Below are 11,133 nucleotides of genomic sequence, written 5' to 3'. Positions count from 1 at the left end.
CACGCCGGCGTGTGACGCTTCCGCCTGCCCGGCCCCGCTACGCCTCCGCGTAGATCCGGGTCGCGAATTCGGCGATCTGCGCGTCGCTGAGGTTCTTGGCGACGTTCGCCTCCGTGATCATGCCGACCAGGCGGTGACCGCCCTGGACGTCGATCACCGGCAGGCGCTTGATGTGGTTGCTCTCCATGATCTCCAGGACGTCCGCGGCGCTCGCCTCCGAGTCAACCCAGTGCAGGTCCCCGGAGAGCGTTCCCGCCTGCACGGAAGCCGGGTCGACTCCGTCGGCGCAACAGCTGACGACGATGTCCCGGTCGGTGACGAGCCCGGTGAGGCGGTTGTTGTCGCCGCAGATGGGCAGGGCCCCCACGTTGAGGTCCCGCATCATCCTGGCGGCGTCCTGCAACGACTGATGGGCGCCCACACAGGTGGCGCCGCTCGTCATGATGTCCTTGGCACGCAGTTCGTGGGTCATCGGACACCCCTTTCTCGCAGTGCTTTCGGTCCGGCCCACGACGAGTGCCCATCCGGGGCCGATCCAAAAGCCCGATCCCGGAATGCCGGGACCGGCCGCGCCGTTGCGCTGGTCATGACCTTCTTCACGGATGTCACGGTGCGCGGGTACGAACTCGACACGCAGGGACATCTCAACCAGGCCGTCTACCTCCAGTATGCCGAGCACGCCCGCTGGGAGCTTCTGCGCGCCGCCGGGCTCTCCCAGGAGAAGCTGCTGGCCAGTGGAGTGGGGCCGGTCGCCCTCGAAGTGACCGTGAAGTTCGCGCGTGAGCTCCGCGGCGGCGACCGGGTGCGGGTGAGCTGCCGGTTCGTCTACGGGGAGGGGAAGACCTTCCGGGTCGAGCAGCGGATCCTCACGGAGGACGGCACCACGGCGGCGGAGATCACCGGCGTGGCGGGGATGCTCGACCTCTCGACCCGCAGGCTGATCGCCGACCCCGCGGGGCATCTCGCCCAACTCGCCGACCGCCCCGAACTGCTGGAGGGCTGAGCGCGGACGCGGGCCGCGAAACGGTCAGGCGGCGACCTCGTAGGCCCGCCCCAGCGCCCATGCCCGGTGCATGGTGTCGGCGAAGGCGCCCGCCAGCTTGATCTCACCCGTGGGGCCGGGATGGGTGCCGTCGTAGGTGTCCGTGTGGATGTCGTACGCGGCCGGGCACGCGCCGAGGAGCAGGGGCGACGCGGGCGTGTCCAGCTCCGCGACCGCCCGGGCGAGCAGCGCGTTGAACCGTGCGCACTCCTCGGCGAACGGGGCGTCGGACTCGGCCCGGACGTTGGGGATCACGGGGAGCAGGACCATGCGGATGTGCGGGTTCGCCGCCCGTGCTCCCCGGACGAACGCCCGCACGTTGGCGGCGGTCTGGGAGCTGTCCGTGTAGAAGCCCAGGTCGATCAGTCCGAGCGAGACCAGCAGGACGTCCGGCCGGTGGTCCGTGACGGCGTCGCCGATGACCGGCGCCATGTGGAGCCAGCCCTCGCCCCAGCCGGCGAGGTGGCGACGGGCGTCGGCGGGGAAGTCGGGGTCGGCGTAGCGCGTGGAGACGGGGGCGTTCGCCTCGGTGTCGTACAGGGTATGACGCGGTCCGACGATCGCGAACGGCTCACCCGTGGCCGCGAGGTGCTGCCACATCCGGTAGCGCCAGCTGTAGTCGCCGGCCCGTCCGATGGTCATGGAGTCGCCGACGAACATGAAGCGCATGGCCGTCATCATCTCCGAACTCGCCGGTAACCCGGCAGTGATCGTCGATGTGAGGCTGGACACGGCTCACGGGCCGGGGATCACGGCACGCGGCTCACGGGCCGGGGCGCCCGGCCCGCGGCGCCTTCAGGTTCGTGGCCGCCCGCTCACGGGGCGGTGCCCAGGGGCCGGTGCGCCGCGAGGCCCCCTGTCCCCGCGCCTGGCGGAGAACCTCCCTGTGCCCGCGCCTGGCAGGAACGTCCCTGCGTCCGCGCCTGGCAGGGACGTCCCTGTGTCCGCGCCTGGCAGGAACGTCCCTGCGTCCGCGCCTGGCAGGGACGTCCCTGTGTCCGCGCCTGGCAGGAACGTCCCTGTGCCCGCGCCTTCCGGCCGCCACGCGGCGTCAGTCGCGCGTCAGCGTCGTCACCAGGCGTTCCATCTGGGCGGCCGGGTCCGGGGTGGCCGGGTCGGCGGTCATCAGCAGGTGGTGGGCGGTGGCCACGAGGGCGAGCGCGGTGGACTTCGTGTCCAGGGCCGCGGGGACGCGTCCCAGCGGCTGCTCGGCCCGCAGGTAGGCGGCGATCGCGTCCTCGATGGCGGTGAAGCCGGGGGCGCCGGCGGTCATCGCCTCGCGGAAGCGCTCGGTCGCTCCCGGCCGGGTGATCACGAGGGCGGACAGCGCGGGGCCGCCGGAGGCGAGCAGCGCGGAGGTCACCTCGGTGAGATTGCCGGCGACGGTGTCCTGACCGGCCCGGGAGGGGAGCGCCGCCGCGAGCTCCGAGGCGCGGGAGAAGCGGTCGAGGACGAGTTCGGCCACGAACTCGTCCAGCCCGCCCGCGAAGTGCGCGTGCAGCAGGCCCTTGGAGCAACCGGCCTCGTCCGTGACCGCCCGGCTGGTCAGAGCGCCCGGCCCGCCCTTCGCCACGACGCGCTCGGCGGCGGCGAACAGCAGTTCACGGGCGTTGGTCACGGCCACTCCACGGGGTGACATCCAGGGGACCTTCCGGACAGGGGGTGGACAGTATGGGCGCTTGCCCATACTGTTTGGGCATACGCCCATACTAGACGGGGGACGTCGGATGCGCATCGTCAACACCGAGCAGGCCCAGGCATGGAACGGTTACGAGGGCACGCACTGGGCCCGGCAGCAGGACCGCTGGGACGAGATCAACGACGGCTTCACCGGCCCTCTGCTCGACGCCGCGCGGATCGGTCCCGGTGACGCGGTCCTCGACATCGGTTGCGGCGCCGGGGCGACCACCCGCGCCGCGGCCCGCAGAGCGGTGGACGGACGGGTCACAGGGGTGGACCTGTCGGGCCCGATGCTGGAGCGGGCCCGGGCGTCGGCCAGAGCGGAGAGCCTGGACAACACGACCTTCGAGCACGGCGACGCACAGGTGCACCCGCTCGCGGAGCGGGGCTTCGACGTGGCGATCAGCCGCTACGGAGTGATGTTCTTCGCCGACCCGGTGGCCGCCTTCGCCAACATCCGCAGCGGATTGCGACCGGGCGGACGCGCCGCGTTCGTCGTCGCCGCCGACGGCGCGGACAACGAATGGCTCCGGGCGCTCGGCGCTCTCGGGTCCGACTTTCCGCTGGGCGGATTCGGTGCCACGGGCGGGCCCGGCATGTTCTCCCTGGCCGACCCGGCGCGGATCGAGGAGGTGCTCGTCGCCGCGGGCTTCGCGCAGGTCCAGGTCACCCGCACCGAGGCGGTCGGCAGATGGGGGCACGACGCGCAGGACGCGGCGGGCTTCCTGATGGAGACAGGTCCCGCACGCCATCGACTGAGCCTGCTCGGCGACGCGGAGGGCATACGGGCCCGGCGTGCGCTCGTCGACGTGCTGCTGCCCGCCGAGCGTCCCGGTGGGGTTCTGCTGCGCAGCACCTCCTGGCTGGTCACCGCCGTGCGTCCCTGACGGGGATGGCAGGCTTGGGGGCATGCGCCCGCTCCGTAGCCTCGCCGGCCTCGCCGCCGCCGTCGTCCTGCTCGTCTCCCCGCCCGCCGCGTCCGCGGCGGCCGACGACGGCTCCGGGTTCACCCTGAAGGACTCGCGGATCACCGAGTCCAGCGGCCTCGCCGCCAGCCGGGCGCACCCCGGGATCTACTGGACGCACAACGACCAGGACACTCCGCGGGTGTTCGCCGTCGACTCGGCGACCGGGGAGACGGTCGCGACGATCACCCTGCGCGGAGTGGGCACCCCGCGCGACATGGAGGCCGTCTCCGTCGGCGCCGACGGTCACGTCTACGTGGGCGACATCGGCGACAACCTCGACGGCGGCTGGGACCATGTGTGGATCTACCGCTTCCCCGAGCCCGAGCGGCTGCGCGACCAGACGGTCGCCGCCACGCAGTTCGACGTCGAGTACGCCGACGGCCCGCGCAACGCCGAGGCGCTGATGGTGCATCCGGTGACCGGCCGGGTCTACATCGCCTCCAAGAACGAGGACGGCGGCGGCCTCTACGAAGGCCCCGAGAAGCTGAACGCCAAGGGCACCAATGTCTTCCGGCGGATCGGTGAGGTGCCGTGGGTGACGGACGGCGCCTTCTCGCCCGACGGCAGAGAACTGACGCTGCGCTCGTATTTCAGCGCTCGTGCGTGGGCCTGGGAGAACGGACGCCTCGGCGCCGATCACCGGGTGCGGGCGCCGATCCAGGGGCAGTCGGAGTCGGTGACGTACACGCTCGACGGCAAGGCGCTTCTGATCGGCACGGAGGGGGAGCAGAGCGAGGTCGTCCGGGTGGAGGTCGAGTCCCGGGAGGACGGACGTGAGGGGGCCGGCGGAGGTGACGCCGGCTCGGGGGCGGGCGACGGCGCCGAGGCGGCGGGGGAGGACGACGAGGGGCGCGTGACGACGTACGGTCTGCTGGTGCTCGGCGGGGGCGCGCTGCTGGTCCTCGCCCTCCGCCGGCGTCGCGGCGCCTGAGCCCGCAGCCGCGACGCGAACGGCCCTGCCCCGACCAGACGCGAACGGCCCTTTCCCGGCCGGCGGTTGTCCACGCCGACCCGCCCCGCTCCGGCGGCGGGGTACCGCTCCCCGGCGCGGGGTCGGCGCGGCTCAGGCGGCCCCGGCGCGTGCACGGACCAGCGCCTGGAATCCTTCGACGAGTCGCTCCAGGCCGAAGGCGAAGTGGTCGAACTGCGAGGAGAAGGCGTCCTCCGAGAGTCCCGCCAGGGACGGATAGTCGCCGCTGATCATCGCCTTCGACAGGTACGGCTCCTGGCTGCGCCAGAAGTCCTCCTCGGACTGCCCGGTCTGCTGGGCCGCCTCCGCCGACTCCAGCTCCATGCGGGCGATCCCCGACACGAAGCTCTGCACGGCGATGATCACCGAGATCGTCTCCGGGTCGGTCAGCCCCATGCCCCGCAGGGCGAAGAGTGAGGCGTCGAGTCCGCGCACCGCGCTCGGGCCGAGGACCGTGCGCGACTGGTTGACCTTCAGCAGCCAGGGATGCGAGCGGTAGAGGGCGAGATGGGCGGCCGCCATCTCGCGGACGGCGTCCGGCCACGCCTCGGGAGCCGTGGGGGCCGGGCCGCCTTCCAGCTCCTTCAAGGGCTCGCCCGTCACGCGGTCGAGCATCAGGTCCAGCAACTCTGCCTTGCCGGGGACGTACCGGTAGAGCGACATGGTCCCGGTGCCCAGCTCGGTGGAGAGCCGGCGCATGGACACGGCGGGCATGCCCTCCGCGTCGGCGACCCGCACGGCCGCCGTCACGATCCGGTCGAGGGTGAGCCCGGGCTTCGGGCCGCGCGAGGGGCGCTCGCCGGTGCCCCAGAGGAGTTCGAGGCTGCGCGAGACGTCGCCGCTGCCGCTCGTTTCGGTCGTCGTCATGACCTCATTTTAATCTGCCGCCCCGTAATTGAGTACGGTGTACTCTCTTGTGGGTACGGTGTACTCAGTTGACGTTCGTGAACGCTGGAGGGGCTGTGGAGCAACACGCCGTGGTGGCCGAGGGCATCGAGAAGAGGTACGGGGACAAGCGCGCACTCGACGGTTTCGACCTCACTGTCCGGCAGGGCACCGTGCACGGACTGCTGGGGCCCAACGGCGCCGGCAAGACCACCGCCGTGCGGGTCCTCGCCACCCTGCTGCGGTTCGACGCGGGCCACGCGCAGGTCGCCGGCCTGGACGTCCGCCGCGACCCGCGGGGAGTCCGCGAGCGGATCGGCCTCACCGGACAGTACGCGGCCGTCGACGAAGTCCTGACCGGCCGGCAGAACCTCGAGATGTTCGGGCGCCTGTTCCACCTCGGGGGGCGGCGGGCCCGGCTGCGCGCGACCGAACTGCTGGAGCAGTTCGACCTGGTCGAGGCGGGCGCCAAGGGAGTCGGCACCTACAGCGGCGGCATGCGCCGCCGCCTCGACCTCGCCTCGTCCATGATCCTCGCGCCCCGGGTGCTCTTCCTGGACGAGCCGACCACCGGGCTGGATCCGCGTTCCCGCGGCGAGGTGTGGGACGCGGTGCGCCGGCTCGTCGCCGAGGGCACCACCGTCCTGCTCACCACCCAGTACCTGGAGGAGGCCGACAAGCTGGCCTCCCGCATCACCGTCATCGACCGCGGCCGGGCCATCGCCGACGACACCCCCGACGGGCTCAAGGACCGCGTCGGCGGTGACCGCATCGAGGTGGTGGCCCGCTATGCGGCCGACATCGCCGCCGTCACCAGGACGGTGGCCCGGGTCGCGGCCACCGGTCCGTCCGTGGACGAGACCGAGCGGCGCGTCCACGCACCCGTCGCCGACCGGGTCGCCGCCCTGACGGAGGTGGCCCGCACGCTCCAGGACGAAGGGATCGCCGTGGAGGACATCGGACTGCGCAGACCCAGTCTGGACGACGTGTTCCTGCGTCTGACCGGCCACGCCACCGACGAGGAGATCCCCGAGACCCGCCCGGAACTGACGGAGGCCATGGCATGAGCGCCGTCGACACAGTGGACCTGTCCCCGGCGGACAGCCACGGCCGCGCGTACTGGGCGGTCGCCGACTGCTGGAACGTCGTCCGCCGCGGACTCACCCACTACCAGCGCCAGCCCATTCTGATCGTCTGGCAGCTCGGCTTCCCGATCATCTCCGTGCTGCTGTACGGCTATGTCTTCGGCGGTGCGATGAAGGCCCCCGACGGGGGCAGCGTCCGCGACTTCCTGATGCCCGGCATGTTCGCCATGACCATGGCGTTCGGCTTCATGAACACGGCGATCGCGGTGGTCACCGACGTGTCCAAGGGCGTCGTCGACCGCTTCCGTTCGATGCCGATGGCCCCCTCGGCCGTGGTCACCGGCCGGGGCGTCAACGACCTGATCGTCGCCTCCGCCGAACTGACCATCCTGGCCGCGACCGCGTTCGCGATGGGCTGGCGCACCGACGCCGGCGCGGCCGCCTCCCTGGCAGCGTTCGGACTCCTGCTGCTCCTGCGCTTCTGCCTGATCTGGGTCGGCATCCTGCTCGGCCTCCTCGTCCCCAACCAGGAGGCTGCCGGCGGGCTGTACGCGGTGGCCTTCCCGCTCACGATGATCTCCAGCGTGTTCGTCCCGCCGTCCACGATGCCGGACTGGCTGGGCGCGGTCGCCGCGTGGAACCCGATCTCCTCGACCGCCTCGGCCGCCCGCGAGCTCTTCGGCAACCCCGTGGCGAGCGACGGCAGCTGGGTGCAGGAGAACGCCCTGCTCATGGCAGTGGTGTGGCCCCTCGTGATCACGGCCGTCTTCGCCCCCCTGGCGGTCCGCCGCTTCCAGCGCCTCAGCCGCTGACAACCCCCGCCGCGGGGCGATCACGCGCGCGGGGCGCCGACCGTGACCGGTCGGCGCCCCGCGGGGTGGTGCGAAGGCTTCGTCAGAGCTTCTCGATGACGTGGTCGATGCAGGCGGTGAGCGCCTCGACGTCCGACGGCTCGACCGCCGGGAACATCGCCACGCGCAGCTGGTTGCGGCCCAGCTTGCGGTAGGGCTCGGTGTCCACGACGCCGTTGGCGCGCAGCACCTTGGCGACCGCGGCGGCGTCGATCTCGTCCGCGAAGTCGATGGTGCCGATGACCTGGGAGCGCTTGGCCGGGTCGACGACGAACGGACTGGCGTACTTGGAGGCCTCGGCCCAGCCGTAGAGGGTGCGCGAGGAGGTGGCCGTACGGCGCACCGCCCAGTCCAGGCCGCCCTGGCCGTTGATCCACTTCAGCTGCTCGTTCAGCAGGAAGAGGGTGGCCAGCGCCGGGGTGTTGTACGTCTGGTTCTTGCGGGAGTTGTCGATCGCCGTCGGGAGGCTGAAGAACTCCGGGACGTGGCGGCCGGAGGCGTGGACGCGCTCCGCACGCTCGATCGCGGCCGGGGAGAACACGGCGATCCACAGACCGCCGTCGGCGGCGAAGGACTTCTGCGGGGCGAAGTAGTAGACGTCCGACTCGGTGATGTCGACCGGCAGACCGCCCGCGCCGGAGGTCGCGTCGACCAGGACGAGCGCGCCCTCGTCGGCGCCCGCGACCCGCTTGACCGGGGCGGCGACACCGGTCGAGGTCTCGTTGTGGGTGAGGCCGTACACGTCGACGCCGGCCTCGGCCCTCGCCTCGGGGTGGGTGCCCGGGTCGGAGGAGATCACGGTGGGCTCGGCGAGCCAGGGCGCCAGCTTGGCGGCCTTGGCGAACTTGGAGGAGAACTCGCCGAACGACAGGTGCTGGGACTTGTTCTCGATCAGCCCGTGCGTCGCGATGTCCCAGAAGGCGGTGGAGCCGCCGTTGCCCAGGATCACCTCGTACCCCTCGGGCAGCGAGAACAGCTCGCGCACTCCGTCGCGCACCTCGCCGACCAGGTTCTTGACGGGGGCCTGGCGGTGGGAGGTGCCGAGCAGGGAGGTACCGGTGGCGGCCAGGGCGTCCAGCGCCTCCGTACGCACCTTGGAGGGGCCCGCGCCGAAACGGCCGTCGGCGGGCTTGATGTCAGCGGGAATCTGGATATCAGCCACGAGCCGGAGGGTATCGCCTCCGGCGGCCCTCCGGGGACGCGGTCCGTTCCATGAGACGCGCCCCGGCCCCTGGCGCACCCCTGTGAGCTGGGCGGTCTTCCCCCGGGTCAGGACATGCGGCCGGCCGAGACGGTGTGCAGATGCTCCATGAGGGCGATCAGGACGAACTTGCTCGACGAGTGGTCCCGTGCGTCGAACTCCACCAGCGGCACCCGCGCCGGCAGCCCGAGCTCGGCCCGGATCTCGTCCTCCGCACGGAACGGTCCGCCGAAGTCGTTGACGGCGACGATGTACGGGGTGCCGTGGTGCCCCAGCAGGTCGACCGCGAACCGGGCGTCGTCCACGGCCCGGGTGTCGACGAGCACGACCGCGCCGATGGTGCCGTTCAGCAGGCGGTCCCACAGGAAGCGGAAGCGCTCCTGCCCCGGGGTGCCGAACAGGTAGAGAACCGTTTCGTCGTCGAGGGTGATCCGGCCGAAGTCCAGGGCCACCGTCGTCGCCGTCTTCGCGGGGAACGACACGGCCGGCAGGGCGCCGGTGATCGTCTCCTCCGTGTGCAGCGAGCGGATCTCGCTGACCGAGCGCACCATCGTGGTGCGGCCGGTGCCGTGCCCTCCGACCACGACGATCTTCGTCGCGCTGAGCTGCGCCCCACTATAGGAGAGTTGACGATCAGTTGGGCAAGGGCCCCGACGGTCCCGGTTCGCACTTCTGCTCACAACGTCCGCAACCGACCCGCTTTCCGCACGTGTACCGGGCGGAGGCACGGGCCATTCTGGGAGACATGGCGCACGAGGATCACGAGCGGGACCACGAGCCGGTCCGCGGACGGAGCAGCCGGCGGCCCGGCGGCCCGGGAGGAGAGCGACACCCAGGGGATACGGACGAGCTGGCGCACGCGCTCACCGCCGCCGTCCGCGGCGAGGTCGACTTCTCCGCCGCGGCCCGCGCCCTGGTGACCATGGACGCCTCCAACTACCGCCGGGTCCCCCTCGGCGTCGTCGCCCCGCGCGACGCCGACGACGTCGCCGCAGCCCTCGCCGTCTGCCGGGAGGCCCGGGTGCCCGTCGTCCCCCGGGGCGGCGGCACCTCGATCGCCGGCCAGGCCACCGGCACCGGCGTGGTCCTCGACCTCACCCGCCACCTGCGGGACATCGTCCGGCTGGACCCCGAGGCCCGGACCGCCGTCGTCGGCCCCGGCGTCGTCCTCGACCGGCTGCGGGACGCCGCCGCCGTCCACGGCCTCACCTTCGGCCCCGACCCGTCCACCCACAGCCGCTGCACCCTCGGCGGCATGATCGGCAACAACGCGTGCGGCTCCCACTCGGTCGCCTGGGGAACCACCGCCGACAACGTCCACACCCTCGACGTCACCACCTACGACGGCCGGCGGCTGCGCCTCGGCCCCGACTGGGCGGGCGCCCCCGAGGGCCTGCGGGAGTTCACCCGCGCCCACCTCGCCGCCCTGCGCACCGCCTACCCGCCCGGCCTGCCCCGCCGCATCTCCGGCTACGCGCTCGACGCCCTGCTCCCGGAGCGCGGCGCCGACGTGGCCCGCGCGTACTGCGGCAGCGAGGGCACACTCGGCGTGCTGACCGAGGCGACCGTACGACTGGTCCCCTCGCCCCCGCACCGCGCCCTCGCCGTCCTCGGCTACACCGACGAGAGCGCCGCCGCCGACGCGGCCCCCGGTCTGCTCCCCTACGGCCCGCTGACCGTGGAGGGCATGGCCGAGGACCTGGTCCGCGACCCGGCCGCCCGCTCCGGCCTGCCCCGCGGCGGGGCATGGCTGTTCGCCGAGACGGGCGGCGCGAGCCCCGCCGAGGCACAGGCCGCCGCAGCCGCCCTGGCGCGCGCGGCGGACGCGCTGGACACCGCCGTCGTCGGCGACCCGGCCGCGCAGCGGATCCTGTGGCGCATCCGCGAGGAGGCCGCCGGCACCGCCACCCGGATGCTCGACGGCGCCGAGGCCTGGCCCGGCTGGGAGGACTGCGCCGTACCGCCCGCCCGGCTCGGCGCCTACCTGCGCGACTTCCGGGCGCTGCTCGCCCGGCACGGGCTGCGCGGCACCCCGTACGGCCACTTCGGGGACGGCTGCATCCATGTGCGGATCGACTTCGACCTGGTGTCGCCGCGCGGCGTCGCGGCCTTCCGGAGCTTCTCCGAGGAGGCCGCCGCCCTCGTGGTCGCCCACGGCGGGTCGCTCTCCGGGGAACACGGCGACGGACAGGCCCGGGCCGAACTGCTGCCGAAGATGTACGGCGACGAACTCGTCGGCCTCTTCGGCGCCTTCAAGGACCTGTGGGACCCCGACGGCGGCCGTCGTAGGTGGTGACGTCGAGGGTGTGGACGTTGTCGGCGGTGGTTCCCCAGGCGACCGAGTGGGAGCCGCACGCGTTGTTGCCGATCATGCCGCCGAGGGTGCAGCGGCTGTGGGTGGACGGGTCGGGGCCGAAGGTGAGGCCGTGGACGGCGGCGGCGTCCCGCAGC

Annotated in this window: 12 protein-coding genes and 1 pseudogene; 6 read left to right on the top strand and 7 right to left on the bottom strand. The window is 72.6% G+C overall.

The features are described 5' to 3' along the window. Positions 1-37: 37 nt before the first annotated feature. Entirely contained in the window at positions 38-472 is a 435-nt protein-coding gene (locus EAO77_RS05490; RefSeq protein WP_147986965.1) for a CBS domain-containing protein, read from the bottom strand. 114 nt (positions 473-586) lie between these two features. Between EAO77_RS05490 and EAO77_RS05485 the strand changes: the two genes are divergently transcribed. After that, the gene (locus tag EAO77_RS05485) at positions 587-1,003 is read left to right on the top strand and encodes an acyl-CoA thioesterase (protein WP_147986964.1); all 417 of its coding nucleotides are present in this window, start codon (positions 587-589) and stop codon (positions 1,001-1,003) included. 24 nt (positions 1,004-1,027) lie between these two features. On the opposite strand, the gene EAO77_RS05480 is transcribed toward EAO77_RS05485, so the two are convergent. Together EAO77_RS05480 and EAO77_RS05475 are read right to left on the bottom strand one after the other, a co-directional pair. Next, the gene (locus EAO77_RS05480) at positions 1,028-1,711 is read right to left on the bottom strand and encodes a GDSL-type esterase/lipase family protein (protein WP_410088253.1); all 684 of its coding nucleotides are present in this window, start codon (positions 1,709-1,711) and stop codon (positions 1,028-1,030) included. Between the two features lie 382 nt (positions 1,712-2,093). Next, positions 2,094-2,681, bottom strand: a complete 588-nt coding sequence (locus EAO77_RS05475) for a TetR/AcrR family transcriptional regulator (protein WP_147986962.1) — start codon at positions 2,679-2,681, stop codon at positions 2,094-2,096. 88 nt (positions 2,682-2,769) lie between these two features. Between EAO77_RS05475 and EAO77_RS05470 the strand changes: the two genes are divergently transcribed. Then, positions 2,770-3,609 carry a class I SAM-dependent methyltransferase gene (locus tag EAO77_RS05470; RefSeq protein ID WP_147986961.1) on the top strand — a complete coding sequence of 280 codons (840 nt, stop codon included), beginning with the start codon at positions 2,770-2,772 and terminating at the stop codon, positions 3,607-3,609. Between the two features lie 22 nt (positions 3,610-3,631). Then, positions 3,632-4,621 carry a WD40 repeat domain-containing protein gene (locus tag EAO77_RS05465; protein ID WP_147986960.1) on the top strand — a complete coding sequence of 330 codons (990 nt, stop codon included), beginning with the start codon at positions 3,632-3,634 and terminating at the stop codon, positions 4,619-4,621. A gap of 132 nt (positions 4,622-4,753) precedes the next feature. On the opposite strand, the gene EAO77_RS05460 is transcribed toward EAO77_RS05465, so the two are convergent. Next, the gene (locus EAO77_RS05460) at positions 4,754-5,527 is read right to left on the bottom strand and encodes a TetR/AcrR family transcriptional regulator (RefSeq protein WP_147986959.1); all 774 of its coding nucleotides are present in this window, start codon (positions 5,525-5,527) and stop codon (positions 4,754-4,756) included. 95 nt (positions 5,528-5,622) lie between these two features. On the opposite strand from EAO77_RS05460, the gene EAO77_RS05455 reads away from it, so the two are divergent. Both EAO77_RS05455 and EAO77_RS05450 read left to right on the top strand, forming a co-directional pair. Next, positions 5,623-6,612, top strand: coding sequence for an ATP-binding cassette domain-containing protein (locus EAO77_RS05455; protein WP_147986958.1), 990 nt, complete (start codon positions 5,623-5,625; stop codon positions 6,610-6,612). Continuing rightward, positions 6,609-7,442 (top strand): ABC transporter permease, encoded by an 834-nt coding sequence (locus EAO77_RS05450; RefSeq protein WP_147986957.1) that lies wholly within the window; start codon positions 6,609-6,611, stop codon positions 7,440-7,442. The genes EAO77_RS05455 and EAO77_RS05450 overlap by 4 nt, the downstream gene beginning before the upstream one ends. 82 nt (positions 7,443-7,524) lie before the next feature. Here the strand turns inward: EAO77_RS05450 and serC are convergent, their stop codons facing one another. Next, on the bottom strand, positions 7,525-8,643 hold the full coding sequence (serC, locus tag EAO77_RS05445) for a phosphoserine transaminase (protein ID WP_147986956.1): 1,119 nt from the start codon (positions 8,641-8,643) through the stop codon (positions 7,525-7,527). 107 nt (positions 8,644-8,750) lie between these two features. Next, the gene (locus EAO77_RS05440; RefSeq protein ID WP_261993961.1) at positions 8,751-9,272 is read right to left on the bottom strand and encodes a GTP-binding protein; all 522 of its coding nucleotides are present in this window, start codon (positions 9,270-9,272) and stop codon (positions 8,751-8,753) included. A 155-nt stretch (positions 9,273-9,427) separates the two neighbouring features. Between EAO77_RS05440 and EAO77_RS05435 the strand changes: the two genes are divergently transcribed. Further along, on the top strand, positions 9,428-10,978 hold the full coding sequence (locus EAO77_RS05435; RefSeq protein WP_410088250.1) for an FAD-binding oxidoreductase: 1,551 nt from the start codon (positions 9,428-9,430) through the stop codon (positions 10,976-10,978). Here the strand turns inward: EAO77_RS05435 and EAO77_RS05430 are convergent. Continuing rightward, positions 10,962-11,133, bottom strand: a pseudogene (locus tag EAO77_RS05430) (FAD-binding oxidoreductase); the annotation flags it as partial. The gene EAO77_RS05435 and the pseudogene EAO77_RS05430 overlap by 17 nt on opposite strands.

The organism is Streptomyces sp. T39 (assembly GCF_008042045.1).
Classification (GTDB): Bacteria; Actinomycetota; Actinomycetes; order Streptomycetales; family Streptomycetaceae; genus Streptomyces.
Note: the sequence above shows the minus strand (reverse complement) of the source record. Positions and strands in the feature narration are given on the sequence as shown.